We start from the raw sequence: 25,800 nt of genomic DNA, 5'->3' as shown, positions 1-25,800 counted from the left end.
CGAGGAGGGAGCGAGCACATGCCGCGCATTCCGGGCGTGCCCACCAGCGAAGCGAACCTGCTGACCAGGCTCACCTACCGGTTCTCCCAGCGCCGCTACGGCGCGGTGCTGGACCCGCTGGCCGTGGTCGCGCACCACCAGGGCCTGATGCTGGCCACCGGCGTGTCGGAGATGGCGGTGGAGAAGGCGGCCAAGGCGCTGCCCGCGAACCTGCGCGAGCTGGCGGTCTACCGGGTGGCCACCAAGATCGGCTGTTCGTGGTGCGTCGACTTCGGCACGATGTTGCAGCGCAACGAGGGCCTGGACATCGACCGCCTCAAGGAGATCGACGACTACGCGACCTCGGAGAAGTACTCGGAGATGGAGCGGCTGGTGATCGCCTACGCCGACGCGATGACCGAGCAGCCCATGCAGGTCACCGACGAGCAGGTCGCCGAACTCGACCGGCGCCTCGGCCACAAGGGGATGGTCGAGCTGACCTACATGATCGCCGTGGAGAACCAGCGCACCCGCCTCAACCACGCGCTGGGCCTGACCGCGCAGGGATTCACCAGCGGAGAAGCCTGCCGAGTGCCGATGCCCTAGAACTCCACGCGGGTGAGCTTGTCCGGGTTGACGATGTCGAACACCTCGGCCGGCCGTCCCTCGCGGACGGCCAGCACGAAGACCCGAGGCGCCACTTCGGCGTCGTCGCCCGGCAGCATCACCCCTAAGTCGCCGTTGACCAGCACCGGGCGCGCCGCGCCGAGCAGCTCGGTGCCGTACTTGTCGATGAGCCCGATGGCGAAGCGCGCCACCTTGTCGGCGCCGACGACCGGGCGCCGCGCGGTGCGGGCCTTGCCGCCGCTGTCGCCGTAGACGGTGGCCGAGGGGTGGAGCAGCCGGGTGAGCGCGGCGAGATCCTTGGCGGCCACCGCGGTCAGGAAGTCCTCCAGCGCCCGCTGCTGCTCGGGCAGCGGGACCCGCTCCGGCGGGGCGGCGTCGACCATCGTCCGGCGCGCCCGCGACGCGTGCTGGCGCGCGGTGGGGACGCTGCACCCCAGCACCTCGGCGATCTCGGCGAAGGGCACGTCGAAGCCGTCGTGCAGCACCAGCGCGAGCCGTTGGTCCGGAGGCAGCTCGTGGAGCACCCGCATCGCCGCCATCCGCAGGTCGTCCTGACCGGCCACGATGTCGCCCGGATCGGAATCCACGGCGCTCACCAGCGGTTCCGGCAGCCACGGGCCGACGTAGCTCTCACGCCGCACGGCGGCCGAGCGCATCCGGTCCAGGCACAGCCTGCTCACCACGGTGGTCAGCCAGCCGCCCAGGTCGCGGATCTCGTCGTGATCGGTGTCGGTCAGCCGCAGCCAGGCGTCCTGCACGGCGTCCTCGGCGTCGGCGAGCCGTCCGGTCAGCCGGTAGCCGAGGCCGATTAGACGGCTTCGGTGCCGGTCGAACTCCGCGGCGAGCGTGCTGGTGTCAGGCCTCACGCGATCGATTCTGCCGCACCGAGCGGACACCCGGTCGTGGCCGATCTCTTTGGCCCTAGACTGGGTGACGTGACAGGCAGGATCCGGGAGAGCGACATCGCCGAGGTGCGCGATCGCAACCGGATCGACGACGTCGTCGGCGAGTACGTCGCGCTGCGCAACGCCGGTGGGGGCGCGCAGAAGGGTCTCTGCCCGTTCCACGACGAGAAGACGCCGTCGTTCAACGTCCGCCCCAGCCACGGGACCTTCCACTGCTTCGGCTGCGGTGAGGGCGGCGACGTGATCGCCTTCATGATGAAGATCGAGCACCTCGGCTTCGTGGAATCCGTGGAGCGGCTGGCCGACCGGGTCGGCCTCCAGCTGCAGTACGAGGGCGGCACGCCGGGTCCGAAGCGCGACCGCGGCAGCCGCTCGCGCATGGTCGAGGCGCACCGCCTCGCCGCCGAGTTCTACGCCGAGCAGCTGCGCTCGCCCGAGGCCCAACCGGCCCGCGAGTACCTGACCACGCGCGGTTTCGACGAGGCCGCCGCCCAGCGCTTCGGCTGCGGTTTCGCGCCCAGCGGCTGGGACAAGCTCACGAAACTGCTGCTGACCAAGGGCTTCGAGGTCGACGAGCTGATCAAGTGCGGCCTGTCCCGCGAGGGCAGGCGCGGTCCGATGGACCGCTTCCACCGGCGGCTGCTGTGGCCGCTGAAGGACCTCGGCGGTGACGTCGTCGGTTTCGGCGCGCGGCGGATCTTCGACGACGACCCGATCGAGGCGAAGTACGTCAACACCTCCGCCACCCCGATCTTCAACAAGTCGCAGGTGCTGTTCGGCATCGACCTGGCCAAGCGGGAGATCGCCAAGCGCAGGCAGGCCGTGGTCGTCGAGGGCTACACCGACGTGATGGCCATGCACCTGGCGGGCGTGCCCACCGCGGTCGCCTCCTGCGGCACCGCGTTCGGCGACGAGCACATCTCGGTGCTGCGCCGGTTGATGATGGACGACGACGCCTTCCGCGGCGAGGTCATCTTCACCTTCGACGGTGACGAGGCCGGGCAGAAGGCGGCGATGAAGGCGTTCGACGGCGAGCAGCAGTTCGCCGGCCAGACCTACGTGGCCATCACCCCGGACAACATGGACCCGTGCGAGCTGCGCGAGGCCCAGGGCGACGCCGCCGTGCGCGACCTGGTGGCCCGGCGCAGGCCGCTGTTCGAGTTCGCCATCCGGAGCCTGCTCACCGACTACGACCTGGACTCGGTGGACGGCCGCGTCGCCGCGCTCAAGCGCACGGTCCCGCTGATCGCCCAGATCAAGGACCCGGCCAGCCGCGACGGGTACGCGGCCCGGCTCGCCTGGTGGGCGGGCTGGAACGACGAGAACCAGGTGGTCAAGCGGGTGCGGGAGAGCTCCGGCGCCCCGGTCCGCAAGCAGCGCCGCCCGCGCCGCGAGGAGAGCCAGCAGTCGCTGGGCATGGACGTCGAGCTGCCGCAGCGCCCGCCGAGGCACGATCCACGCTGGTTGCAGCGGGAGGCCATCAAGGCGGCTCTGCAGGTCCCGGCCCTGGCCGGTCCGCTCTACGACTCGCTGCCCGCCGAGGCGTTCACCGAGCCGGTCTACGCCGAGGTGCAGAAGGCGTTGCTGGCCGCGGGCGGCACGGCCTCCGGGCTGAGCGGAGCGGGCCTGGTCGACGCGGTCGCGCAGCAGTGCGAGAGCCAGATCGGCGCCCGGCTGTGCACGCAGCTGGCGGTCGAGGCGCTGGAGTGGACCACCGAGGACGACCCGCGCTACGTGAGCGCGATCATCGCCCGGCTGCAGGAACGGCTGGTCAGCAGGCAGATCGCGGACATCAAGTCCAAGGTCCAGCGGATGTCGCCGCTGGAGGACGCCGAGGAGTACAACGCCCTGTTCGGCGACATGGTCGCCTTGGAGGGTTACCGCAAGGCACTGCTGGACCAGGCGATGGGAACGACTCTGTGATCAAGAGGCTGCTGGCGAAGTTGAGCGGAACCGCCGAGGTCCCGGCGGACTTCCCGGGCAGCCTCGACCCCGATGAGCACGTCCTGTCCGTCGCGCCCTGCGAGGACGGCTCGGTCGTGGCCACCCACCTGGGCCTCTGGCTCCCGGAGGGGCGCAGGGTCGGCTGGCACCTGATCAGCAAGGCGGCCTGGGGCGGCGGCGTGCTCACCGTGACCGAGGCCGAGGAGACCCGGCACGTCGACGGCGCGGTCTACCTGCGCGACCTGCGGCCTCAGCGCCTGGCGCTGACCGGCGAGAGCCGGCTTCCCGACGTGGTCCACGAGCGCGTCAACCGCTCGATCCGGTCCCGCCACCACCGGGACCTGCCGGGTGGCGGCGCCTGGTTCGTCCAGCGCAAGGTTCCCGGCCGCAACGGCATCGAGCTGCAGATCCGGCCCGATCAGGGCACGGACGAACCGGCGCTCGACCGCCTAGTCGGCGCGCTGGTGGAGAGCCTGCGGCAGTCCCGGGACCTGCCTTCCTGAGTTCGTTCCACCTCGAAACGTCCTCGACGCGATCGAACGCCCGGTATACGGTACGGGCGTACTGCTAGCGGAGGGTGGCGGCATGTGGGATCCCGGCAAGTACCTGACCTTCAGCGATCAGCGCGACCGCCCGGCCTTCGACCTGATCGCCAGAGTGCGCGCCGAGAACCCCAGGCGGGTCGTCGACCTCGGATGCGGTGCGGGGAACCTGACCTCGCTGCTCACCGGCCGCTGGCCGGGCGCTGAGCTGGAGGCGCTGGACTCCTCCGAGGAGATGGTCGCCGAGGCCCGTTCGCGGGGCGTGCCCGCGCGGGTCGAGGACGTCCGGGACTGGAAGCCGCAGCCGGACACCGACGTCGTGCTGTGCAACGCGGTCCTGCAGTGGATCCCGGATCACGTCGAGCTGCTGCACCGCTGGCTGTCCGAGCTGCCCAGCGGCGCCTGGTTCACCTTCCAGGTCCCCGGCAACTTCGACGCCCCGTCGCACGCCACCATCCGCGAGCTGGCGGCGGAGCAGCGCTGGCGCGGCAAGCTCGATGGGGTGCTGCGCCACGACGACGTCGTGCGCGGCCCGCTGGCTTACGCCGACGAGCTGGCCGATCCGGACGTCGAGGTCGACGCCTGGGAGACGACCTACGTGCACGCGCTGCGCGGCGACAACCCGGTCCTGGAGTGGGTGAGCGGAACCGCTCTGCGTCCGGTGCGAGCGGCATTGGACGACGAGGAGTGGGCCGAGTTCCGAACCGAGTTGTCCCATCGCCTCTCGATCGCCTATCCGAAACGGCCCGATGGCGTGACCTGGTTCCCGTTCCGCAGGGTCTTCGTCGCCGCTCACTGCGCATGACCTGCACAGATGTTCGTGCTGAGAAAAAGCGGGGGGTGCCGTGAAACGCCTTTCGGGCATCCGCTAAAGTAGTTCCCGTCAGCGCGAGAGAGCGCCGACGACAAGAGAACATTCCTCCGTAGCTCAATTGGCAGAGCATTCGGCTGTTAACCGAAGGGTTACTGGTTCGAGTCCAGTCGGAGGAGCGCAAAGCCCAGACCAACGGTCTGGGCTTTTTCGTTCACGCCTCCCGCGGGGACGCGGGCCTGGGTCGGCCGCGTGATCGGGTGTGTGGCTACCGTGTTCCGTCGTGGCCAAGCTCTACTTCCGATACGGGGCGATGAACTCCGGAAAGTCGACCGCGCTGATCCAGGTCGCGCACAACTACGCCGAACGCGGGCAGCGCGTCTTCGTGGTCAAGCCCGAGATCGACACCAAGAGTCCCGTGGTGCTGTCGCGCATCAACGTGGCGCGGGAGGTCGATCTCGTCTGCGACGCCGACATCGCTGTGCGGGGCGTCGTGCTGGCGGCGGGGGCGCCGGACTGCGTGCTCGTCGACGAGGCGCAGTTCCTCACCGGCGAGCAGGTCGAGGACCTGTTCCGGTTGGCGGTGCTCGACGGGATCCCGGTGATCGCCTACGGGCTGCGCAACGACTTCCGCACTCGCGGCTTCCCGGGGAGCCTGCGGCTGATGGAGCTGGCGCACTCCATCGAGGAGCTCAAGACGATCTGCCGCTGCGGTCGCAAGGCGACGCTCAACGCGCGCACCGTCAACGGGGAGTTCACCCAGGACGGCAGCCAGGTCGCCATCGAGGGCGACGTCGGCTACGAATCCATGTGCGGCACTTGCTATCTGCGCAAGGTCGGCACGTTCGAGTGACCCGCCGGCGCGCGGAACTCCCCAGGAGAGCGGAGCGTTGACCGGTGGGGAAGACGTTCGGGAACGGGGGAGTCGTCGTGGCGTACGAGTACAAGGTCGTGGAGCTCCGCGAGAAGTGGCTCGGCGGCAAGATGTCCGGTGACAAGCTGGAGAAGGTGCTCAACGACCACGCGGGCGAGGGCTGGCAGCTCAAGGCGATCACCGGCGCCGACGTGAGGGGCCGCATGGGCCCGGGAGGCGTGGAGGGGCTGCTGGTGACCTTCGAGCGCCAGGTCTGAGCTAGAGCCAGTTCCGGCGCTTGAAGATGGTGTAGAGGCTGAGGCAGACGATGAGCATCAGCAGGAGCGCGAACGGGTAGCCCAGGCTCCAGTGGAGCTCCGGGATGACGTCGAAGTTCATCCCGTAGACCGTGCCGATCAGCGTCGGGGCGAACAGGATCGCCGCCCACGAGGAGATCCGCTTGATCTCCTCGTTCCGCGCGTAGCTGGCCTCGGTCATGCGCTTCATCTCCTCGTTCTGCGCCTGCGTGACCAGCGTGGCGTTCACGGTGAGGATGTTGTCGAGCATCTGCCGGAACCCGTCGACGCGCTCGGCGACGGTCGTGGCGTGGTCGGCGACGTCGCGCAGGTAGCGCTGCAGCTCCTCGTCGATCTGGTACTTCTCGAACCCGGCCTCCAGGCTGCGCAGGATCGCCAGCAGCGGCCGGGTGGCGCGCTGGAACTCGATGACCTCGCGGGACAGCTCGTAGATGCGCCGCGACACGTGCGGCTCGGAGTCGAAGACCTCGGTCTCGATCTCGTCGATGTCGTTCTGCAGCCCGGCGATGACCGGCGCGTACCCGTCCACGACGTGGTCGAGCACCGCGTAGAGCACGGCTTCGGGACCCCGCCGGAGCAGGTCCTGGTCGGTCTCCATCCGCCGCCGCACGACGGACAGGTCGGGGGCCTGGCCGTGGCGGACGGTGAGCACGAAGTTCGGGCCGACGAACAGGTGCAGCTCGCCGAAGCTGACCTCCTCGACGTCGTCGAGGTAGGTGGCCGCGCGCAGCACGACGAACAGCGTGTCCCCGTACCGCTCGATCTTCGGCCGCTGGTGCGCGACGATCGCGTCCTCGACCGCGAGCTTGTGCAGGTCGAACTCGTCGGCGGCGGCCAGCAGCTCCTCTTCGGCCGGCCGGTACAGGCCGATCCAGGCCATCGTCCCGTCCGCGCCGGGCAGCTGCCGGTAGGTCTCGCCGAGGCTCTCCGGAGTGGCGATGCGGACGCCGTGGCGGTAGATGGCGGTGTCGATCAGAGGCCGGTCGGCCAGCGGCCGCTCGTCGGCGGCGCGGGGGTCCATCGAGTGCTCGGGCGCGGATTCCCGATGGGGCATCACCGGCTCGGGATGCCTGCCGCGCCTGCGCAGCGGGCGGGGGCGCCATTCGGGCACGGGGTCCTCCCGCGGTCGTCGGGCCAGGTGATCGCTTCGAGCGTACCCAGCGGCGCCAGGTGCGTGCTGGTTCCGGGCAGACGTCACAGCCGCCACGACCAGCGGGTCGCGGCGGCTGCGAGCGGTGCTGATCAGGGCTTGCGGGCGACTCCCGCCCAGACGACCGAATCGTTCGGGCTGTCGAACTCGATCTCGGGCGCGTTCTCACCGGTTTCCTCCGGGTGCCACAGCGGAGTCCAGGTGCAGCCCGGCTCCACGAGCTCGTAGTCGCCGAAGAAGGATTCGATCTCGTCGTGCGGACGCCAGATCACCGGTGTCGCCGACTTGTCGTACATCTTGCCGAACTCGGCCATCTCCCGCTTGCGCTTGTCCGGCACGTCGTCGGCGGTGCCGTGGGTGATCACGAGGTAGGAGCCCTCGGGCATCAGCTCGCGGAAGCGCGCGACGGCCTGCGGACCGATGTCCTCGCCGTTCGGGCCGGGCTGGGTCACGTGCAGGACGGCGATCAGGAGTAACGCGACCGGTTGCTCGACGTCGATGACACCGCTGTCCTCGATCTGCTTCCACAGCTCGTCGGGTTCGCGCAGGTCGGCGTGCAGCACGCAGTGCCTGTCGGTGACCTCTTCCTCTTCGAGCAGGATGCGCGAGTGCGCGACGGCCACCGGCTCGTTGTCGACGTAGACGCAGTTGGCGTCGTCGACGAGCTCATCGGCGACCTGGTGGGTGCTGCCCATCGTCGGGACGCCGGAACCGATGTCGATGAACTGCCGGATCCCCTGCTTGCAGAGGTAGCGCACCACGCGGTGCAGGAACAGGCGGTTGGCCTTGGCAGCGGGGGCGACGAACGGGTAGCGCTCCAGCGCCTTCTCACCGAAGACGCGGTCGACCGCGTAGTTGGCCCGTCCGCCGAGGTAGTAGTCGTAGATCCGGGCGACGTTGGGGTGTTCCAGGTCCACGCCCTCCGGCGCGAACATCTCCGCCTTCGACTGACTCAACGGTTCAACCCCTTCGCGGTACGCGTACTGCCGTAACGCATCGTAGCGATCACGTCACGCTCACTTGCGGCCGTAGTCTGCCACCGAACGGGTGTCCGGTCATGCACCCATCAGGTTGATTCTCTTCCGGTTAGCGGGCGCCACGGACGGACGGCTCATTCCCGCCGGCGGTCCGACGATGTTGCTCGGAGGCCTCGGGAGAATCGCGGAATCGCATCGGTGACGCTCGTTCCCGGCCTCGGGAGTTGTCTCCTCGAATTCGCATTCGAACCAGGCCGATCGATTCCGAACGCGAATCGGGCGGTGCGATCGCGAACGTTGGTCGATGTCCGATCGGCGGTTTCGGCGCAGTGCCACCCGGACGAAGATCAAAGGTGGCGGATGCGAGAATCTTGGTGTGGGCGGCGGTGTTCCAACGTGGCGACATCCCGTCCTACCAGCATCGCCGGTCCGCACGCCGCGGACCGCCGGCCGGATAACGATCCAGGGTCGAAATGCGCGATGACGTCCTGATTCGGCTCGCGGCCGAGGGTTCTGGTGCGGATGATTCGTGCCAAGCCCTCGTGGCACGCGGAGCCGCAGGGGTCGACCGCGTTGGATGATTCGATCGATTTCTGACCGAGACGAATTCGTGATGCGATTCGGCGCAACGGTTTTCCGTTCGCGCTTCGTCCCTCGAATGAAGGTGGTCGTTCGAGGGAACTGACAAGGGACGGGGGAGTCAGATGTCCGCACCAGGGATCGGCAAGGAACCGCACTTCACGCTGCCCGATCTGGATTCGGTGAGCAAGCTGCCGAAACCGATCAAGGCGGTCGTGTACTTGATCATCATGTCCGTGCTGACGGTGGCCGCGCTCGGGGCGCTGATGGCCACCATCGCGATCATCGGTCAACTTTCGGGGGCGTTCGACATCTTCCGCCTGCTCGGCTGAAGAGATCGGCACCTCCTACGAAGGCCCGGCGCACCCCACAGGCGCCGGGCCTTCGTCATGCCCGAGCCGATCACTGCGGTCGCGGGCCGCCGCGGCGCCCCTGATACTCGTGCGTCCCTGGTGCGTCCCGAGGCGGAGGAGCCGTGATGAGCAGACCGATCGCGACCACTGCTCTCGCGGTGGCGCTGCTCGCCTGCGAGGGCGCGCCGACCGAGATGACCCCACCGCCCGCGCCGACCGAGTCGCGCGTCGAGCGGGGGGCCGCCGGCGAAGAATTCCAGCAATTCCAGCAAGATTCCGGATACCCGCACTCCGTCGAGGAATACGACGAGCTGCCGGGATATCTGCAATGCGGCACGGCCTGCGGCCAAGAACCGACCAGCGGCGAACAACAACGCGCTCACCTGTGCGAACGCGGTGCGATCGATCCGTCGGAGTGCTGATTCCGACTCCGCTCGCGAAGATCGGTAGACCAACCGACGCAACCCCGGTGCGCTGCCTTTTCCGCCGTTCCGCCCATTATCACGATGGGCCGTCCGGCCGGAACACCCGGCGACCTCGCTCTGTGACGCCCTCGATACGATCGCCGATACCGAGCACCCCACGGGGCAGTAGCTCAGCTGGTCAGAGCAGCGGACTCATAATCCGTCAGGTCGTGGGTTCAAGTCCCACCTGCCCCACGTATTCGCAGGTGAAACATGTGGCGGGGAAAGGGCGGAGAGATCATCTCGACACTTTCCCCGCACTTCAATTCCTGAACCACCTGATCTCTGATCCGGTGTCCTGCGTCGTCGAGATCCTCGCGGGCTCAAGCCGATCCGGATGTCGCGGGCGGAAAGCCCCGAGTTGCGGGAGATCGTCCTGGCGGTCTTCCGCGGGTCTCCCGGCCTCAGTCGGGAAATCGCGCCAGGTGTGCCGTGGAGCTCGAAGGAAACGTCTTCAGCCTCCGTCGGGTCTGGGGTCCCGGTCGTTGCTGGCGGCGACCAGGTAGGCGCTGCTGAGCACGAGGGCGCATCCGAGGGCCTGCAGGGCCGAGGGCGCCTCTTCGAGTGCGATGGCGCCCAGGAGGAGAGCTCCGACGGGGGTGAGCAGGAGGAGGGCGGAGCTCACCTCGACGCGCAACCGGGGGCTTCCCACGGCGATGAGCAGCCAGCCGAGCACCTGGCCGCAGAGGGCGGTCAGGGCGAGCCAGCCGAGCGGTCCCCAGCCCGGTGCCGCGTCGAAGCCGCCCCACATCGCGCCGACCGCTGCCGCGAACACGGCGGCTGAAGCCATGGTGATGAGATAGGACTGGACCAGCGGTCGGTCGGGGCCACCGCGACGCAGCAGGAACAGGAACCCCGAGTAGCACAGCGCGGCCAGAACCGCGTGGATCGTGCCCGCCACCGGGGCCGCACCGGTCGCTCCGGTCTCGAGGACACCGCCGGTCAGCAGCGTGCCCGCGGTGATCACCGGCAGGATCACGAGGAACCGGCGGCTGAGCGTCTCGCGGTCGATGGCCACCGCCAGCAGGGGCACCATCACGACCTGCGTGTTGACCAGCACGACGGACAGTCCCACGCCGACCTCGTGGATCGCCTGCGTCCACAGCAGGGCGTCGGCCGCGAACAGAGCTCCGGCTGTGGCCGCCCATGCTGCTTGAAGAGGCGTGATGCGTCCGCCGGTGACTCGCTCCGCCAGCGCGAGCGGTGCGAGCAGCGGGAGCGCGAGGGCGCAGCGGAAGAACGACGCCGTCCCCGGGGAAGTGGCGGAGAGCGCCACGAACAGTCCTGAGGTGGCCACGCCGAGAGCTCCGACCGACGTCGCCAGCACGGGCCGAGGCGGAGATCCAGCGACGAGCCCTCCCCTCCGACGAGCCAGGGCAACATCGCCAAATGCTACGGGCGCAGCCCGCGCCGGCGCACCGCGATAAATCGTCGCCTTCGGGGTCAGCCGTCGGTGGCGAGGTCGCTCAGCGAGAACCGGGAATCGATCGTGCTGCGCTCGAAGTTCAGCGCGCATCGGCGCGACCGGTTCAGCATCACCGGGCCGGAGATTCGCGCGCGGGCAGGCGGAACTCTCCGTCCACTGTGGTCCCGCGGCCGAAAGGTCCCGTGCTCCACCCGCGTTCGCCCTGCATCGATGGCAGGGTGGTCGGCGTCGCCGGTCAGGTGCGCGGAGTCGAGCGACGGGTGTCCGTCGATCCGAGCGCCCGCAAGGTCGAGCGCCTCGCGGGTGCTTCGGGCTGGTCTACGCGGTGAAAGGGCTGCGGAGGTCGAGCATTCCGGCTTCGCTGTGATCGGCGACCGGTTGTGCGTGCTCTTCGATGGGGGCGGGCTCTGGCTCGACGAACTGGACCGGGGCGATCTCGTCCGGAGCGGCCTGCCTGGGTGCCGGTGTCCCGGAGGACACGGGTGTTGCGGTGGTTATGAGAAACCTTCCTGATAGCAGCGCGCCGGCTGCTCGCCCGAAGGCGAGCAGCCGGCGGCGTTCATGCGTGCGAGGCTCAGACGCGAACCGAGCTGGCCTGCGGGCCCTTCGGGCCCTGGGTGACCTCGTAGGTGACCTGCTGGTCCTCTTCGAGGCTGCGGAACCCGCTGGCGTCGATGGCCGAGTAGTGGACGAAGACGTCCGGGCCACCGTCGTTGGGGGCGATGAAGCCGAAGCCCTTTTCAGCGTTGAACCACTTCACAGTTCCCTGTGCCATGTCTGTCTCCTCCTGGGAGCTGGAGCGTTTGACGGGAGCCCACACTTCGTGGGAGCCCGGGCCGGGGATCTCGAACGGCGGCTTTCCAGCTACAACCACGGACAAGCTGCTCGCTCGCATCAAATCCTGCGAGCGTGCGCAAACACGAACCCAGAAAAACAACGACCAGCGCCAAGCTTACACACCACCCGCGGCGGGCTCATCGGACATCGGGCTGTCCACTCTTTTGGGGGAACGCGTGAAGCCGTGAACAGGCTTTTCCGCTTCAGCGCGGACTGAAAAAATTCTTCGGCGCGCCGGGACGGCCGCGAGAATTCCGTCTCGCGGAGCCCCCGGCGCTCGCTGCGGTCCCGGCACGAGGCGCCCCAGGAGGTGATGAAGCGCCGCGGGGCCGGCGGCCGAGGGCCGCACCCGAAACCGCTGGTGTCGCGGCGATCCCGGACGCCTAGGAGCCCTCGCGCCAGGTGTAGGCGGCCGAGAAGGGGTGGTTGCGGAAGCGCTCCCACTTGGGCTTGATCTTGAGCCAGGCGTCGTCGATGACGTTCTCGTGGAGCTCGGCCAGCCGCCAGCCCGCGCCGAGGCCTGCTGCGACGTGGTCGCTGATCAGGTGCACGTTCGTGGCGATCGCGACCGGTTCGCCTGCGGCGTTGGTGTAGTGGGTGGGCATGCCCGAGGTCATGATGAAGTGCGGGTGGAACGTGACCAGCACGAACGCCGCCCCGGGTGCGGCCAGCCGGTGCGCTTCCGCGTAGAGCGGACGCAGGTCCTCCAGGTGCTCGTCGATCAGCGAGCAGATCACCAGGTCGTAGGCACCGCCGGGCAGCCCGGTGGCCGTGGCGTCGGCCTCCTCCAGCCGCTCGTGCGCGCCTCGGCGGCGCGCCAGGTCCAGCATCTCCGGGGTGACGTCCACGCCGTCGATGTGCTCGACGCCGTGCTCCCGCAGCCACTGCCCGGTGCGGCCGGTGCCGCAGCCGAGGTCGGCGGCCCTGCTCACCGCCGACCACCTCGGCTCGACCAGGCGCTCCAGCAGCGCCAGGTCCATCACGTCCTCGACGGTGTTCTCGTAGTCGGCGACCCACTCGCCGTATCCCGTCCGGACATCGACCGTCCGGTATCCGCGCGCGTCAAACGTCTCGAAATCCACTCGCCGAATTGTTCCGCCCGGGGAACCCGCGCGAAACCGATTTTCAGCGCAGCGGCATGCCGACGTAGTTCTCCGCCAGCGTCGTCGCCGCGGCCGTCGAGGAGCGCAGGTAGTCGAATTGGGAGCGCTGCAGGCGGCGCTCGAAGTCCTGGTCCGGGCCCTCGAAGCGGTGCGTCATCGACGTCATCCACCACGAGAAGTGCTGCACCCGCCACACCCGTTCCAGGCACTTCGCCGAGTACTCGTCCAGCCCGGCGTCGCTGCCGGTGCGGTAGTGGTCGACGAGCGCCTCCGCGAGCCGGTCCACGTCGGCCACCGCCAGGTTGAGGCCCTTCGCGCCGGTCGGCGGCACGATGTGCGCCGAATCGCCCGCGAGGAAGAGCGTCCCGTGACGCAGCGGCTCGGCCACGAAGCTGCGCATCGCGGTGACCGACCGGTCGATGATCGGCCCCTCCTGCAGCTTCCAGCCCGGAGCGGCCAGGCGCGCGTGCAGCTCGTCCCAGATGCGCGCGTCGGACCAGTTCGCCAGCGTCTCGTCCGGCTCGCACTGCAGGTAGAAGCGGCTGATGCCGGCCGAACGCATGCTGTGGAGCGCGAACCCGCTCTCGTGGTTGGCGTAGATCAGCTCATCGGTGGAGGGCGCGACCTCGGCGAGGATGCCCAGCCAGCCGAACGGGTAGACCCGCTCGTAGACGCGGCGCACGTCCGGCGGGATGACGTCCCGGCACACGCCGTGGAAGCCGTCGCAGCCGGCGACGAAGTCCGCGTGCAGCACCTGCGCGCGGCCGTCGTGGGTGAAGGTCACGCTCGGGCTCTCGGTCGTCACGTCGTGCACAGCGACGTCGTCGACCTCGAACAGCACCTGGCCGCCGTCGGCCCGCCGCCGCTCGTTGAGGTCCTTGACGACCTCCTGCTGGCCGTAGACGGTGATGGCGCGACCGGTGAGCTCGGTGAACGGGATGTGCAGCCGCTCGTCGTCGAACTGCATGTGCACGCCCTCGTGCCGGTCGCCCTCGCGCAGCATCCGCTCGCCCACGCCGACCTCGCGCAGCAGGTCGACCGTGCCCTGCTCCAGCACGCCCGCCCGGACCCGCTGCTGGACGTACTCCTGGCTCCGCCGCTCCAGCACGACCGAGTCGATGCCCTGCAGGTGCAGCAGGTGGGACAGCAGCAGACCGGCGGGACCACCGCCGACGATCGCGACCTGGGTGCGCAAGGTGGGGCCTCACTTCTTCTCCGGACCTCGGACAAGCATCACTGTCCGATCCGCGACCGGCACGTGCGGATGCCTCGCTACCGCTGAGTGGAAATCCGCTGCTCGGGAGCATCCCCGCCCACGACGGAGGGCGGAAGTTCCCGGTGGAACTCCCGCCCTCGTGGTCAACGGATCAGCAGCAGCGCGATCCGGGATCGATCTCCTTGCGGTCGATGTGAGCTCGCCAGAACTCGCGCTCGGACATCGGCTGCTCGGAGCCGTGGTGGGCGCGGTGGTGCTCCAGGTAGGTCTCGTAGGCCGTCTCGCCCACGACACCGCGCACGATCTGCCAGGCCGCGCGGACGGATCCGCGCAGCCTGGTCAGCGTCGTGCCGTTCAACTCCCGCCACTCCCGGAGGAGGCGAGCTCCTTCTGCTTCTGGCGTTCCTCGGCCGTGGGGATGAGGCCGGAGGGTGCCCACAGCTCCGACTTCACGTACTCGGCCTCGGTGCTGGGCAGCGGCTCGGTGGTGCGCAGCGCCTTGATCCAGACGCGGACCGCGTCCACCAGCACGATGATGATCAGCACCGCGAACAGCACGCTCAGCACGCCGTCCACAGTGGAGTTGACCACCACCTTCTGCATCTCCTCGACGGTGTCGGCCGTGCCCTTGCTGGTCTGCCCGGCGTCGAGCGCGGCCTGGTAGGACGCGCGCTGGGCGAAGAACCCGATCTTGGCGTCGGAGGAGAAGATCTTCTGCCAGCTCGCCGTCAGCGTCACCGCCGCGTCCCAGGCCAGCGGGATCAGCGTCACCCAGGCGTACTTGGCCTTGCCCGCCTTGATCAGCAGCGTCGTGGCCACCGCGAGCGCCACCGCCGCCAGCAGCTGGTTGGCGATGCCGAACAGCGGGAACAGCTGGTTGATGCCGCCCAGCGGGTCGTTCACGCCGGCCCACAGGAAGTAGCCCCACGCGCCGACGATGACCGCGCTGGCCAGCCAGTTGCCCGGCTTCCAGCTGACGTCGCCGAAGCGCTTCCAGACGTTGCCGACCGTGTCCTGCAGCATGAACCGGCCCACCCGGGTACCGGCGTCCACAGTGGTCAGGATGAACAGCGCCTCGAACATCACCGCGAAGTGGTACCAGAACGCCTTCATCGCGTCCCCGCCCATGACCTGCGAGAACACCTCGGACAGGCCCAGCGCCAGGGTCGGTGCGCCGCCGCTGCGGCCCACCAGCGTCTCCTCCTCGACCGCCGCCGCGGCAGCCGACAGCTGCTCCGGGGTGACCTGGAAGCCGATGCCCGCCACCGCTTGCGAGGCCGACTGCACGGTGTCGCCGAGCGCGCTGTCGGGCATGTTCATCGCGAAGTAGATGCCCGGATCGATGATGCAGGCCGCGGCCAGCGCCATGATCGCCACGAACGACTCGGTGAGCATGCCGCCGTAGCCGATGACCCGGATCTGCGATTCCTTCTCGATCATCTTCGGCGTGGTGCCCGAGGAGATCAGCGCGTGGAACCCGGACAGCGCACCGCAGGCGATCGTGATGAACACGAACGGGAACAGCGCGCCGGAGAACACCGGGCCCTCGCCGTTGAGGGCGAAGTCGGTGACCGCCGCGGTCTTCATCCCCGGCATCGCGACCAGGATCGACACCGCCAGCAGCACGATCACGCCGACCTTCATGAAGGTGCTCAGGTAGTCGCGCGGAGCCAGCAGCATCCACACCGGCAGCACCGAGGCGACGAAGCCGTAGATGATCAGCGCGAAGGTGACCTCGTTGCCGGTGAGCGTGAAGAACTCCGCCATGCCGGACTCGGCGACCCAGCTGCCGCCGGCGATGCTCAGCAGCAGCAGCGCGATGCCGATCATCGACACCTCGACGATCTTGCCGGGCCGCAGGTATCGCAGGTAGAAGCCCATGAACAGGGCGATCGGGATCGTCATGCCGATCGAGAACGCACCCCACGGCGAGCCCTTGAGGGCACCCACCACGACCAGCGCCAGCACCGCCAGCAGGATGATCATGATCGCGAGCACGGCGATCAGCGCCGCCACGCCGCCCACCGGGCCGATCTCCTCGCGGGCCATCTGGCCGAGGCTGCGGCCGTTGCGGCGGGTGGAGAAGAACAGCACCACCATGTCCTGCACGGCACCGGCGAAGATGACGCCGATGATGATCCAGATCGTGCCGGGCAGGTAACCCATCTGCGCGGCCAGCACCGGACCCACCAGCGGACCGGCGCCCGCGATCGCGGCGAAGTGGTGGCCGAAGAGCACCCGCCGGTCGGTCGGGTGGAAGTCGGCTCCGTTGTTGAGCCGCTCGGCCGGGGTCGCCCGTTCGTCGTCGGTCTTGAGGACCCGGTTGGTGATGAACCGGGCGTAGAACCGGTACGCGATGGCATAGGACGCCAGGGCTGCGAAGACCAGCCAGGCGGCCGAGATCTCCTCACCGCGCACCAGCGCGATCACACCCCAGCTGACCGCGCCGACCAACGCGACCAGCACCCAGATGGTGATTTCCTTGGGACTCATTCTGCGTTTCCGAGCCGATCCACCGCTCGGGGCCGTTGTCGTAGCCACCGTCTCGGACTCCAATCCTGCTGCGCGAGATGCGGTTGCACAGCAGTTCTAGAGCATCGGCTCGCGCGTCTGGAATGTCCAGCCCGTTGCGCGAGAGTAATCAGGATGTGAAGAGGTGGACGGCCTGCTCGGGTGAGGTCGGCCGGGCAAGCGGCATGTCGGCTTCCGCTCCTGCGACTCGATCTTGGTCCACTGGCGTGAAGTCGCCGGATGGACTGATCAACAGCGCGCCGCGTCGGTAGAGTCGCCGCCGTTGATCACAGCCGATTCGGTAACGACCGGATTCCGGCCACAACCCAGAAGGGGGTCCCGGGCGTCGTGCACAGATGTGACGGTGTCGATCGCAATGCCTGTGACCGTCCGGCCGGGTGACGGGTCGGCGGCAATGGACGAGCTGACGAACAAGCTGACCGACCTCTACCAGGAGCACTACGCGCAACTGCTGCGGATCGCGGTGCTGCTGGTGGACGACCGAGCCTCCGCCGAGGACATCGTGCAGGACGCCTACCTGCGGGTCTTCGACTCGCGGACCAGGCTGCGCGATCCCGACAAGGCGCTGGCCTTCCTGCGGCAGGCGGTGCTCAACCGGGCGAGATCGACCTTGCGCAGACGGCTGGTCGCCCGCAAGTACCTGCCGAAGCTGGCCGTGGCCGACAGCCTCCCCGACGACACCGGGCGCGGGCTCGACCGCGCCGTGCTCGCCCAGGCCCTCGCGCGGCTGCCGCGGCGGCAGCGGGAGGCCATCGTGCTGCGCTACTACGCCGACCTGAGCGAAGTCCGCACCGCCGAGGTGATGGGATGCAGCCAGGGGTCGGTGAAGTCCTACTGCTCGCGCGGGGTGGCCAGGCTGTCGGAGTTGCTGGGGGAGCGGGTGTGAACGAACTCGATCGCGACACCGAGCTGGTGCGCGCCCGGATGCACCGGGCCGTCGCCGATGTCGAACCGGCGCCGGATTCGCTGCCACGACTGCTGGCCGCCGCCCGGCGCAGGCGCGCGCCGCACCGCCGACCGACGTTCCTGGTCCTCGCCGCAGCCGCGGTGGCAGCCATCTTCGTCGGCGTGGCACTGGGTTTCCAGGCACCGGACCCGCAGCCGGTGAGCGTGCGGCCGGGCAACTACGCCGCCGCCGTGGGGGGCGGGGCGATCGCGACGTTCGACGTGGCGTCCGGGCGCAGGCAGGGCGATGTCGCCCAGGTGTCCGGTGGCGAGGTGGCCGATCTGGCCGAGGACCAGGGCCGGGTGTTCGCACTGGTGTCCACATCGGACGGTCAACGCGTCGTCGAGGTGGCCACCGGCGGCGCGCAGCGGGAGCTAGCCGACGCCGGGGACGCTCGTGCGCTGACCGCGGCGGGCGGCCGGGTCGCCTACGCCGACGGCGACCGGATCGTGCTGTGGATCGGCGGCGACCGCCGGGACCTCCCGACTCCCGGGCTGCGCGTGATCGACCTCGCGCTGTCCGGTGACGGACGGCTGGCGCTGCTCGCCGAACGCGGCGGACCGGCTGAACTCCTCATCACCGACCCGGATCCGACCACCGTCGACGCGAGTCGCGCGGCCCCGACGGGCCCGTGCGGGCCGCTGGCCATCGCCGGAGCCGGCCCGGACATCGCCGCCCTCGAACCCGCCGACTGCACCGCTCCGGGCCGTGCCCGGGTCGCGACCTACGCCGCCGACACGGGCCGGAAGCTGGCCGCGGGCGTGCCGTTCGCGACCCCGCCGCTCGAACCGGTGCACCTCGGCCTCTCCGCCGACCCCCAGGGCCGGGTCCTCGTCTCCGTCCCGGGCCGGGCCCAGTGGTTGGTCGACGGCACCGAAGTCCTGCAGATCCCGTTGCCCTGCGCGGGATCCGGGCCCTGCGCCGCCCTCCCCGCGACGTTCTGACCAGCGCCGACGAGCCCAGCCCGGAGGGCGATTCGAATTTCGCGCGAAATTCGACTTCCGAGGCCGGGCCTCGAATTTCGCGCGAAATTCGAATTCCTTCACCCAAGCGGGCGAGACATCGGCGATGTGCTGGTCGGGGAGGAGGGGGTGGCCCATCCTCGGAAGATCGGCCGAGAGGTTGGGGTGGTTGTGCGGGGATTGCGGCGGTTGGTGCTCGTGGCTCTGGACCGGCCTCGGTGGCAGCAGTTCGTGGCGTGCTGCGTGTCGCTGTGGGCGTTGGCGTGGATCGTCGGGCAGTTCATCGCACCCGCGCACGGACCGAGCGCGCTGGGCGTGCTCGGAGAGCTCGCCGCGCGCGTCGGCGTCACCGGCGGCGGCTGGGCGGAGCGGGTCGCCGAGACCTGGCAGCACAGCGGCGGCGGACTCGCGATCTTCGGCGGACTGCTGTGGGCGGCCACCACCGAACGGGGCCAGCTCCCGGCCCTGCTCGGCTGGGTCGCGGTGATGCTGGGCGCCGAGCGACTCGGCTACCGGCCCGCGATGCTGGTCGCGGTGGCGAGCATGGTCGGGTTCGTGGTGCTGCTGTGGATCACCGCGCAGATCTCCCGCCGCTTCCTGGACCGCACCACGTTGTTCCCGAACGACGTCGTGCGAGCAGGAGTCACGGCCGCCGCGCTGTCGGCGGTGGTGCCGCTGTTCGCACCCACGTTGTTCCTGGCCAGGCTCGGAAACCCCTACCTCACCAAGGGCCCGCGCCCGATTCCCGCGCAGCGGCGCGAAGAATCGCGCGTCCACGACCAGGAGCGCTCCTAGACGTCGAGCCGCAGACCTCGTTCGGCCATCGCGCGCAGTTCGAGGTCGTCGGGGTGGGAGGGCTGGTGCGACCACACGGCCTGCACGACCCGGACCCGACTTCCGCTCTGCTGCACCGACTGCGCCGCGTCGCCGAAGTTCCGCGGTGCCCCGGGCCAGCTCCGGCCCTGCGCGACGAGGTCGCTGATGCCGCCCGTTCCCGCCGACTCCAGCAGCGTCCGCAGCTCGGTCGCCGCCTTCGGGTCCGCCAGGTCCACGGCGGCGATCGACACCGCCACCGGCGAGGTGCCCAGGCGCGCCTCGAAGACGCCGCGCCGCAGGCTCCGGCACGACTGCTGCTGGAACCACCGCTGCACGTCGCCGTAGGCGTTCGGTCCGCAGGCCTCGCCCTGGTCGATCGCGTGCTGCGTGAACTCCACGCCGTCGACCCGTTGGACCGCCAGGTCGGGCGGGCTCGCCGAGGGCGATCCCAGCGTCATGACGCCGAGCAGCGCGCACACCACGGCCACCGCCGCCACGGCGGCGATCAGCTTGCCGCGCGGGAACGTCCGGGACTTCGCGGCCTCGCGCCGGCGGTCGAAGGGCCGGTCCTCGGAGTACTTCGGGATGAGCATCGTGTCGATGCTGGAGAGGTCGACCTCCGGCGACGCCGGAAAACCCTCCTCGACCAGGGTTTCTCCGGTCGCTTCAGCTCCCAGCACCCGGAGCAGCCCCAGCGCGGGCACCGCGCCGCACGGGCTCTCGTAGGTCGCCAGCTCCCGCGCCGCCGACAGGACGGAGGTCGTGTTCGGCGAGACCACCCGGACGCCGCGGTGCAGGTCGGTCGTCGGCTGCATGACCTGCCCGACGTAGGGACCGACCGCGACGACCGCCGCCACCGGCAGCGGTTCGAGCCCGCGGGTCTGCAGGCTGCGGGCCAGCGCGGCAGCCGATTCCAGCCCTTCCTGCGCCGGGTTGACCTTGCCCTCGGTGCGCACCAGCGGCCAGCCGTCCACCGTCCACGGCGTGCCGACGGGGGCGTCGAGCTTCAGGGCCGGTTCCGGCAGGTCCACACCCAGCACCACGATCACCCCGCGCGGCAGCACGATCACCGCGTCCAGCGGGCGAGGGCTGCCCGGAGGGCGGCAGCCGAACACGGTGACGCCGCCGAGCACCGAACGGCCGGCGCCCCACGCGGCGATGGCCGCCCGGATGTCGGCGCCGACCTCGGTCGGTTCCGCTCCGAGCCGCACCAGGTGCATCAGGCCTCCTCGAGAGTTCCGGTGTGCCGGGTCCTTTCGAACCGACCCGGAAGACGGTAGCGGGGGCCGCCAGGTCACGTCCCTCGGATTGCGCATTAACCCGTTCGAGTGGTAATCGCCACTCCTCCGCCGAGGGGGCGTTGGTGCGTCCGAGGGACGTCGATCGTCCGGTGCGGCGCTGGGATCAGCGATTTCAGTGAATCACCGTCACCGGGGGCCGACTGGTCTCGGCTGGTACCGGGCTTCGTCGCAGAGGGACGGTTGACGATCTCGCGGTGGCGGAGATCTCCACCGGCGATGCAGAATGGCGCCGCAGCTGGTGATCGTCGGGTTCGCGAGGTCGTAGGGGAAGACGTCCCTCGTCGAATAGCGGAGGTCAGCAGTGAGCACCCGTGGCAGCGACAGTGGCCTCACCTGCGGTGTGGTCTACATCCACTCGTCGCCGTCTGCGGTCTGCCCGCACGTCGAGTGGGCGATTTCCGGCGCACTCGGCACTCGGACGGAACTCCGCTGGACGGCGCAACCGGCAGCCCCAGGACAACTCCGCGCGGAGTGCACCTGGACAGGCGAGCCGGGTACTGGAGCACGCCTGGTGACCGCGCTGCGCGCGTGGCCCATGTTGCGCTTCGAGATCACCGAGGACCCCAGCCATGGGGTCGACGGGCAGCGGTTCTGCCACGCGCCCGGACTCGGCCTGTGGCGCGCCTGCACCAGCGCCAATGGTGACATCGTCGTGAGCGAAGATCAACTCCGTACGCTCGCGGCGAATGCCAAGGGCCCGGAGGCCTTCTCGCACCGAGTCGGGCAGCTGCTCGGCGCGGAGTGGGACGACGCCCTCGAACCGTTCCGCCGGGCGGGCGACGGCGCGCCGGTCACGGTGCTGCACCGCGTCGGCTGATTTCCGGCAGATCGCGGGGAAGCCCTCACCCGGCTGATCGGGTTGTGCGAAGCTGAGCAGGTGCGTTCTTGGCTGAAATGGGGGATTCCGCTCGCCGTCGTCGTGCTGCTCGCGGCGGGCGGTGGTGGGGTCCTGCTGGCCCAGCAGGTCTACTACGGCGAGCGCGAGCCGTCTCCGGGCACGGAGTCCGCACCGTCGGGCGTTGCCGCGCAGCAGAAGGTGTCGCGCTCCGGCGTCGAGCACTCGCCTGACGCCGCCGCGTACCCGGACCAGCGGATCATCGAGGGACTGCTGGACAACTACTTCGACGGCATCAACCGCAGGAACTACGAGCTGTGGAAGTCCACGGTCCCGCCCAGCAAGTGGCGAGAGCTGCCCCTGAGCAAGTTCCACGACGACTACGGCACCACCACGGACTTCGACATCAAGGTGCACCGCATCGATCCCGGCCAGGACCGCTCCGCGCTGGTCATGCTCAGCTTCAAGAGCGACCAGGACATCGCTGACGCGCCGCCGCAGGCCAAGGCCCGCTGCGTGCAGTGGGACGTCGTCTACCCGGTCGTCGTCGACGAGGACGGCAACGCGGTCCTCGACATCAGCAAGCTGCCCAACAGCGCCACCGCCGTCCCCTGCGCGTGACGCGGCTGCCGGTGAGCCGGCACGAGGGGAGTTCTGCTCAGGGGATCTGCCACGGAGGCCTGCGATGCGCGGTTCCGGGCGGTCCTCACCGGAGCGCGGGCGGAAGCGGGCCGTGGCGGGGACGGGACTGTCACCCGTCCCCGCGGACCGCGATCATGCCTTGGCGAAGGCGAGGGCGACGTTGTGCCCGCCGAAGCCGAAGGCGTTGTTGATGGCGGCGGACTGCTCGACGTGGCGCGGCTTGTCGGCCACCACGTCCAGCTCCACCTTCGGGTCGAGGTTCTCGAGGTTCTGCGTCGCCGGGATGACGCCGTGGTGCAGCGAGAGGATCGTGACGATGCTCTCCACCGCACCGGCCCCGCCGACCAGGTGCCCGAGCGAACCCTTCGGCGCGGTCACCACCGCACCGTCCCCGATGGCCTTGCGCACCGAGTTCGCCTCGCCCACGTCGCCGACCACCGTGGAGGTGGCGTGCGCGTTGACGTGCCCGATGTCGGAGGGCTGCAGGTCGGCTGCGGCCAGCGCCTTGCGCATCGCCGCGACCTGGCCCAGACCGTCCGGGTGGCTCCCGGTGATGTGGTACGCGTCGGAGGTGATGCCGGATCCGGCCAGCCGGCCGTAGATCCGGGCACCGCGCGCCTTGGCGTGCTCGGCGCTCTCCAGGATCACCACACCGGCACCCTCGCCCATGACGAACCCGTCGCGGTCCACGTCGAACGGGCGGGAGGCGCGCTCCGGCTCGTCGTTGCGGGTGCTCAGGGTCCGGGCCTGGGCGAAACCGGCGATGGTGATCGGGTGGATGCAGGACTCCGCACCACCGGCCACCACCACGTCGGCGTGCCCGTACCGGATCATCTCCGCGGCCTTGGCCAGTCCCTCGGCGCCGGACGCGCACGCCGAGGCCGGCGAGTGGACGCCGGCGCGGGCGCGCAGCTCCAGGCTGACCATGGCGGCCGGGCCGTTGGGCATCAGCATCGGCACGGTCAGCGGCGAGACCTTGCGCAGGCCACCCGCTTCCAGCTGGTCGTCCTGCTGGAGCAGGGTCAGCGGGCCGCCGATGCCGGTGCCCAGCGCCACGCCGAGCCGATCGGGGTCGACCGGTTCGGACTCGTCCGTGGGCATCTCGAAGCCGGCATCCGCCCACGCCTCGCGGGCCGCGATGACCGCGATGGCTTCGCAGCGGTCCATCCGGCGGAGCTGCACGCGGGGCAGCACCTCGCTCGGATCGACCGCCAGCGGGGCTCCGATCTTGGCGGGCAGCTCGTAGGTGTCGAGCCATTCGGCCTCCATGCGGCGGATGCCGCTGGCGCCGTTGAGCAACCCGTCCCAAGTGGACGCGACGTCACCGCCCAGCGGTGTCGTCGCGCCCAGCCCGGTGATGACGACTTCGGTGGTCATGCGTTCTTGGCGATGTAGTCCACCGCATCACCGACGGTCTTGAGGTTGGCCAGCTCGTCGTCCGGGATCTTGACGCCGAACTTGTCCTCGGCCTGCACGGCGATCTCCACCATGGACAGCGAGTCGATGTCCAGGTCGTCGACGAAGGACTTGTCGATGGTCACGTCGGCCGCGTCGACACCCGCGACCTCCTCGACGATGGTGGCGAGACCCTTGGTGAATTCTTCGTTCGACACTGGTTCTTCCTTCCTGGTTCTTACGTTCCTACCGCCGGGTTGCGTCACCCGCGGTGGCTTTTCCGGTTGTGGCGTGACATCAGGGGCAGATGGCGACCTGGGCGGCGTAGGACAGCCCGGCACCGAAGCCCACGAGGAGCATCACGGCGCCGCTGGGGATCTCCCCGGCAGCCCGCATGTGGTCGATGGCGAGCGGGATCGACGCCGACGACGTGTTGCCGGAGTAGACGATGTCACGCGCGACGACGAGGTCATCGCGGGCACCCTTGCTCTGCAACTTCTTCCCGATGGCCTCGACGATGCGCAGGTTCGCCTGGTGCGGCACCAGCACGTCGATGTCGGAGAGCTGCAACCCGGCCGCCTCGACGGCCTCGATGGCCACCGGCGCGATCTGCGTGGTCGCCCACCGGAAGACCGACTGGCCCTCCTGGTGGATGTACTTGTTCTCGCGCAGGTAGATGGTGTCGACCAGGTCGCCGGCGCTGCCGAGCACACCCGGGCCGAGCTGCGGCTCGTCGGACGCGCCGACCACGGTCGCACCGGCGCCGTCGGCGAAGATGATGAGGTTGGAGCGGTCCGTCCAGTCCATCCACTCCTGGAAGCGCTCGGAACCGATCACCAGCACGTTGCGGGCGGAACCGGCGCGCACCGCGTCGGAGGCGGTGTTGAGGGCGTAGACGAAACCGGCGCACGCGGCGTTGAGGTCGTAGGCGCTCTTGGCCTTGATGCCGATCTGGTCGGCGACCTGGGCCGCGGCGTTGGGGATCCCGCCCGGCATCGTGCAGGTGGCCACGATGACCTGGTCCACATCGGACGGCGTCAGGCCCGCGTCGGCGATCGCCTTGGCACCGGACTCGACGGCCATGTTGACCACGGACTGGTGCTCGTCGCCCATGCGGCGGTGGATGATGCCCACCCGCTGGCGGACCCACTCGTCGTTGGTGTCCACCAGCTTGGCCAGGTCGTGGTTGGTGACGATCCGGTTGCCCTGGGTGCTGCCGAAGCCCAGCAGCTTGGTACCCGCGACGGCTGGCTTCGATGCGATGTGGGGCAGGCTCACGCGGCGCTCCCGAGCTGGTCGGCGACCTTGTCGAGGTCGGCAGGGGTCTTGAGGGCGATGGTCTGGACGCCCTTGAGCGCGCGACGCACCATGCCGGTCAGCGCACCGGCCGGCGGGAACTCCACGACGGCGTCCACACCGCGCTCGCCGAGCGCGGTCATGCAGCTGTCCCAGCGCACCGGGTTGGTCACCTGGTTGACCAGGCGGTTCAGGATGTCGTCGGCGGAGGAGACCACCGAGCCGTCCGCGTTGGACAGCAGCGGCAGCACCGCGTCGGTGGCTTCGACGCTCTCGGCGTGCTTGGCCAGGGTTTCGCGCGCGGACACCATGAAGCGGGTGTGGAACGCGCCGGCGACCGGGAGCGGGCGGACCCGAGCGCCTTCCGGCGGCTCGGCGGCCAGCTGCTCCAGCGCACCGGTCTTGCCCGCGGCGACGATCTGACCGCCGCCGTTGCGGTTGGCCGGGTCCAGACCGAGGCGCTCCAGCGTCTCCAGCACGATCTGCTCGTCACCGCCGAGCACCGCGGCCATGCCGGTCGGCTCCAGCGCGCAGGCGGCGGCCATCTCCCGGCCGCGCACCGCTGCCAGCGCCACGGCGTCGTCCGCGCTGAGCGCTCCTGCGACGGCCGCTGCGGCGAGCTCGCCGACCGAGTGGCCGGCGACCGGCGTGTCGGCGGGCACCTCGAAGCGGCGGCGCAGTTCTTCGGCTGCGATCAGCGACAGCGCCACGACCAGCGGCTGGGTGACCGAGGTGTCCTTGATCTCGTCGGCCTCCGCGGTGGTGCCGAGTTTGATCAGGTCCAGGCCGGTGAGCTCCGACCAGCGTCCGAGGCGGTCCTCGACGCCGTCGAGCTCCAACCACGGGTTGAACATCCCTGGGGCCTGAGACCCCTGTCCGGGGGCGAGAAGCGCGATCACTCTTGCTACTGAACACCCGGTGGCGGGATCGGGGTGATGCCGACGAGGACTAAGTCCTGCGCGCAAAGTTGTGGAGTGTCTACAAGCGCCACC

27 protein-coding genes and 2 tRNA genes are annotated in these 25,800 nt (G+C 69.7%); 15 read left to right on the top strand and 14 right to left on the bottom strand.

Annotated elements, in window-relative coordinates; all coding sequences use genetic code 11:
- Positions 1–18: 18 nt before the first annotated feature.
- Positions 19–585: a carboxymuconolactone decarboxylase family protein gene (locus KBO27_RS19310; protein ID WP_210971309.1), complete on the top strand. Its 567-nt coding sequence runs from the start codon at positions 19–21 to the stop codon at positions 583–585.
- On the opposite strand, the gene KBO27_RS19305 is transcribed toward KBO27_RS19310, so the two are convergent.
- Entirely contained in the window at positions 582–1,472 is an 891-nt protein-coding gene (locus tag KBO27_RS19305; protein ID WP_210971308.1) for a sigma-70 family RNA polymerase sigma factor, read from the bottom strand. The two genes, KBO27_RS19310 and KBO27_RS19305, sit on opposite strands and share 4 nt — an antisense overlap.
- A 69-nt stretch (positions 1,473–1,541) precedes the next feature.
- On the opposite strand from KBO27_RS19305, the gene dnaG reads away from it, so the two are divergent.
- The 6 genes from dnaG to KBO27_RS19275 all read left to right on the top strand — a co-directional run bounded on the left by dnaG (position 1,542) and on the right by KBO27_RS19275 (position 5,939).
- A complete protein-coding gene (gene dnaG, locus KBO27_RS19300) occupies positions 1,542–3,434 on the top strand; it encodes a DNA primase (RefSeq protein ID WP_210971307.1) in 1,893 nt (630 codons plus the stop codon).
- Positions 3,431–3,958, top strand: coding sequence for a hypothetical protein (locus KBO27_RS19295; protein ID WP_307870495.1), 528 nt, complete (start codon positions 3,431–3,433; stop codon positions 3,956–3,958). Before dnaG ends, KBO27_RS19295 begins: the two co-directional genes overlap by 4 nt.
- Before the next feature lie 82 nt (positions 3,959–4,040).
- A complete protein-coding gene (locus KBO27_RS19290) occupies positions 4,041–4,802 on the top strand; it encodes a trans-aconitate 2-methyltransferase (protein ID WP_210971306.1) in 762 nt (253 codons plus the stop codon).
- Positions 4,803–4,914: 112 nt separating this feature from the next.
- Positions 4,915–4,987 (top strand) — tRNA-Asn (locus KBO27_RS19285).
- A gap of 104 nt (positions 4,988–5,091) precedes the next feature.
- On the top strand, positions 5,092–5,661 hold the full coding sequence (locus KBO27_RS19280; RefSeq protein ID WP_210971305.1) for a thymidine kinase: 570 nt from the start codon (positions 5,092–5,094) through the stop codon (positions 5,659–5,661).
- A gap of 44 nt (positions 5,662–5,705) precedes the next feature.
- Positions 5,706–5,939 (top strand): DUF4177 domain-containing protein, encoded by a 234-nt coding sequence (locus KBO27_RS19275; RefSeq protein ID WP_307870494.1) that lies wholly within the window; start codon positions 5,706–5,708, stop codon positions 5,937–5,939.
- Between the two features lies 1 nt (position 5,940).
- Here the strand turns inward: KBO27_RS19275 and KBO27_RS19270 are convergent, their stop codons facing one another.
- The gene (locus tag KBO27_RS19270) at positions 5,941–7,089 is read right to left on the bottom strand and encodes a magnesium and cobalt transport protein CorA (RefSeq protein ID WP_307870493.1); all 1,149 of its coding nucleotides are present in this window, start codon (positions 7,087–7,089) and stop codon (positions 5,941–5,943) included.
- Positions 7,090–7,220: 131 nt separating this feature from the next.
- Complete coding sequence (locus KBO27_RS19265; RefSeq protein WP_372448863.1) at positions 7,221–8,063, bottom strand: SAM-dependent methyltransferase; 843 nt, start codon at positions 8,061–8,063, stop codon at positions 7,221–7,223.
- A 746-nt stretch (positions 8,064–8,809) separates the two neighbouring features.
- Here KBO27_RS19265 and KBO27_RS19260 point away from each other — a divergent pair.
- The 3 genes from KBO27_RS19260 (at position 8,810) to KBO27_RS19250 (ending at position 9,696) form a co-directional block, all read left to right on the top strand.
- On the top strand, positions 8,810–9,016 hold the full coding sequence (locus KBO27_RS19260; protein ID WP_132679158.1) for a hypothetical protein: 207 nt from the start codon (positions 8,810–8,812) through the stop codon (positions 9,014–9,016).
- A gap of 146 nt (positions 9,017–9,162) precedes the next feature.
- Complete coding sequence (locus KBO27_RS19255; protein ID WP_210971303.1) at positions 9,163–9,459, top strand: hypothetical protein; 297 nt, start codon at positions 9,163–9,165, stop codon at positions 9,457–9,459.
- Between the two features lie 162 nt (positions 9,460–9,621).
- Positions 9,622–9,696: transfer RNA gene (locus tag KBO27_RS19250), tRNA-Ile, on the top strand.
- 259 nt (positions 9,697–9,955) lie between these two features.
- Here KBO27_RS19250 and KBO27_RS19245 read toward each other — a convergent pair.
- The 6 genes from KBO27_RS19245 to KBO27_RS19220 all read right to left on the bottom strand — a co-directional run bounded on the left by KBO27_RS19245 (position 9,956) and on the right by KBO27_RS19220 (position 16,576).
- Positions 9,956–10,828 (bottom strand): DMT family transporter, encoded by an 873-nt coding sequence (locus KBO27_RS19245; RefSeq protein ID WP_307870492.1) that lies wholly within the window; start codon positions 10,826–10,828, stop codon positions 9,956–9,958.
- Positions 10,829–11,501: 673 nt separating this feature from the next.
- Positions 11,502–11,702 (bottom strand): cold-shock protein, encoded by a 201-nt coding sequence (locus KBO27_RS19240; protein ID WP_132621185.1) that lies wholly within the window; start codon positions 11,700–11,702, stop codon positions 11,502–11,504.
- 445 nt (positions 11,703–12,147) lie between these two features.
- Positions 12,148–12,846 carry a class I SAM-dependent DNA methyltransferase gene (locus KBO27_RS19235; RefSeq protein WP_210971301.1) on the bottom strand — a complete coding sequence of 233 codons (699 nt, stop codon included), beginning with the start codon at positions 12,844–12,846 and terminating at the stop codon, positions 12,148–12,150.
- 43 nt (positions 12,847–12,889) lie between these two features.
- Positions 12,890–14,062 (bottom strand): 4-hydroxybenzoate 3-monooxygenase, encoded by a 1,173-nt coding sequence (pobA, locus tag KBO27_RS19230; RefSeq protein ID WP_210971300.1) that lies wholly within the window; start codon positions 14,060–14,062, stop codon positions 12,890–12,892.
- 172 nt (positions 14,063–14,234) lie between these two features.
- Positions 14,235–14,441, bottom strand: coding sequence for a YbdD/YjiX family protein (locus tag KBO27_RS19225; RefSeq protein ID WP_210971299.1), 207 nt, complete (start codon positions 14,439–14,441; stop codon positions 14,235–14,237).
- Positions 14,438–16,576 (bottom strand): carbon starvation CstA family protein, encoded by a 2,139-nt coding sequence (locus KBO27_RS19220; RefSeq protein ID WP_210971298.1) that lies wholly within the window; start codon positions 16,574–16,576, stop codon positions 14,438–14,440. The genes KBO27_RS19225 and KBO27_RS19220 overlap by 4 nt, the downstream gene beginning before the upstream one ends.
- A 433-nt stretch (positions 16,577–17,009) precedes the next feature.
- On the opposite strand from KBO27_RS19220, the gene KBO27_RS19215 reads away from it, so the two are divergent.
- The 3 genes from KBO27_RS19215 (at position 17,010) to KBO27_RS19205 (ending at position 19,318) form a co-directional block, all read left to right on the top strand.
- Positions 17,010–17,501, top strand: a complete 492-nt coding sequence (locus KBO27_RS19215; RefSeq protein ID WP_246537592.1) for a SigE family RNA polymerase sigma factor — start codon at positions 17,010–17,012, stop codon at positions 17,499–17,501.
- A complete protein-coding gene (locus KBO27_RS19210) occupies positions 17,498–18,505 on the top strand; it encodes a hypothetical protein (protein WP_210971296.1) in 1,008 nt (335 codons plus the stop codon). Before KBO27_RS19215 ends, KBO27_RS19210 begins: the two co-directional genes overlap by 4 nt.
- A gap of 210 nt (positions 18,506–18,715) precedes the next feature.
- Positions 18,716–19,318, top strand: a complete 603-nt coding sequence (locus tag KBO27_RS19205) for a hypothetical protein (RefSeq protein WP_307870511.1) — start codon at positions 18,716–18,718, stop codon at positions 19,316–19,318.
- On the opposite strand, the gene KBO27_RS19200 is transcribed toward KBO27_RS19205, so the two are convergent.
- Positions 19,315–20,559 carry a hypothetical protein gene (locus KBO27_RS19200; RefSeq protein WP_210971294.1) on the bottom strand — a complete coding sequence of 415 codons (1,245 nt, stop codon included), beginning with the start codon at positions 20,557–20,559 and terminating at the stop codon, positions 19,315–19,317. The two genes, KBO27_RS19205 and KBO27_RS19200, sit on opposite strands and share 4 nt — an antisense overlap.
- Positions 20,560–20,941: 382 nt before the next feature.
- Between KBO27_RS19200 and KBO27_RS19195 the strand changes: the two genes are divergently transcribed.
- A complete protein-coding gene (locus KBO27_RS19195) occupies positions 20,942–21,457 on the top strand; it encodes a DUF3145 domain-containing protein (RefSeq protein WP_132621199.1) in 516 nt (171 codons plus the stop codon).
- Between the two features lie 60 nt (positions 21,458–21,517).
- Positions 21,518–22,096, top strand: a complete 579-nt coding sequence (locus tag KBO27_RS19190; RefSeq protein ID WP_210971293.1) for a hypothetical protein — start codon at positions 21,518–21,520, stop codon at positions 22,094–22,096.
- 153 nt (positions 22,097–22,249) lie between these two features.
- Here KBO27_RS19190 and KBO27_RS19185 read toward each other — a convergent pair whose 3' ends face one another.
- The 4 genes from KBO27_RS19185 to KBO27_RS19170 all read right to left on the bottom strand — a co-directional run bounded on the left by KBO27_RS19185 (position 22,250) and on the right by KBO27_RS19170 (position 25,707).
- A complete protein-coding gene (locus KBO27_RS19185; RefSeq protein WP_210971292.1) occupies positions 22,250–23,494 on the bottom strand; it encodes a beta-ketoacyl-[acyl-carrier-protein] synthase family protein in 1,245 nt (414 codons plus the stop codon).
- Positions 23,491–23,730 carry an acyl carrier protein gene (locus tag KBO27_RS19180; RefSeq protein ID WP_132677392.1) on the bottom strand — a complete coding sequence of 80 codons (240 nt, stop codon included), beginning with the start codon at positions 23,728–23,730 and terminating at the stop codon, positions 23,491–23,493. Before KBO27_RS19180 ends, KBO27_RS19185 begins: the two co-directional genes overlap by 4 nt.
- Positions 23,731–23,809: 79 nt before the next feature.
- Positions 23,810–24,790 (bottom strand): beta-ketoacyl-ACP synthase III, encoded by a 981-nt coding sequence (locus KBO27_RS19175; protein ID WP_210971291.1) that lies wholly within the window; start codon positions 24,788–24,790, stop codon positions 23,810–23,812.
- Positions 24,787–25,707 carry an ACP S-malonyltransferase gene (locus KBO27_RS19170; RefSeq protein ID WP_210971290.1) on the bottom strand — a complete coding sequence of 307 codons (921 nt, stop codon included), beginning with the start codon at positions 25,705–25,707 and terminating at the stop codon, positions 24,787–24,789. Before KBO27_RS19170 ends, KBO27_RS19175 begins: the two co-directional genes overlap by 4 nt.
- Positions 25,708–25,800: the final 93 nt, after the last annotated feature.

The sequence above is a fragment of the Saccharopolyspora endophytica genome, assembly GCF_018070075.1.
Classification (GTDB): Bacteria; Actinomycetota; Actinomycetes; order Mycobacteriales; family Pseudonocardiaceae; genus Saccharopolyspora; species Saccharopolyspora endophytica.
Note: the sequence above shows the minus strand (reverse complement) of the source record. Positions and strands in the feature narration are given on the sequence as shown.